The organism is Flavobacterium sp. FlaQc-48 (assembly GCF_044007335.1).
Classification (GTDB): domain Bacteria; phylum Bacteroidota; class Bacteroidia; order Flavobacteriales; family Flavobacteriaceae; genus Flavobacterium.
The window spans coordinates 1-255 of record NZ_JBIPCR010000105.1 but is presented as its reverse complement, the minus strand read 5'-3'; the positions used below and the strand labels follow the sequence as shown (position 1 = coordinate 255).

Annotated in this window: 1 protein-coding gene; it reads left to right on the top strand. The window is 34.1% G+C overall.

The window, feature by feature from the left end:
* Positions 1–14: 14 nt before the first annotated feature.
* The coding region (locus ACHRWY_RS27760) for a condensation domain-containing protein (RefSeq protein WP_395359270.1) at positions 15–255 on the top strand (241 nt) is incomplete at its 3' end.

Here is a 255-nt window from a genome sequence, read left to right as displayed (position 1 = left end):
TTACAACCCGTGATATGAGTATGACGCCATTGTTTCAAGTGATGTTTGATTTTCAAAATATAGAATCAAACTCTGGCGAAGTTGTAGAACAAGAAGTCGCTATAAAAGGAGTTAGCTTGTCAAATTACGCTTTAGATATGGTTACAGCTCAATTTGATTTAACATTTAGTGTATCAGAGAGTAACCATGGTATTTCATTAGGAATAAATTATTGCACCGCTTTATTTGATAAAGCAACAATAGACCGAATGCTGC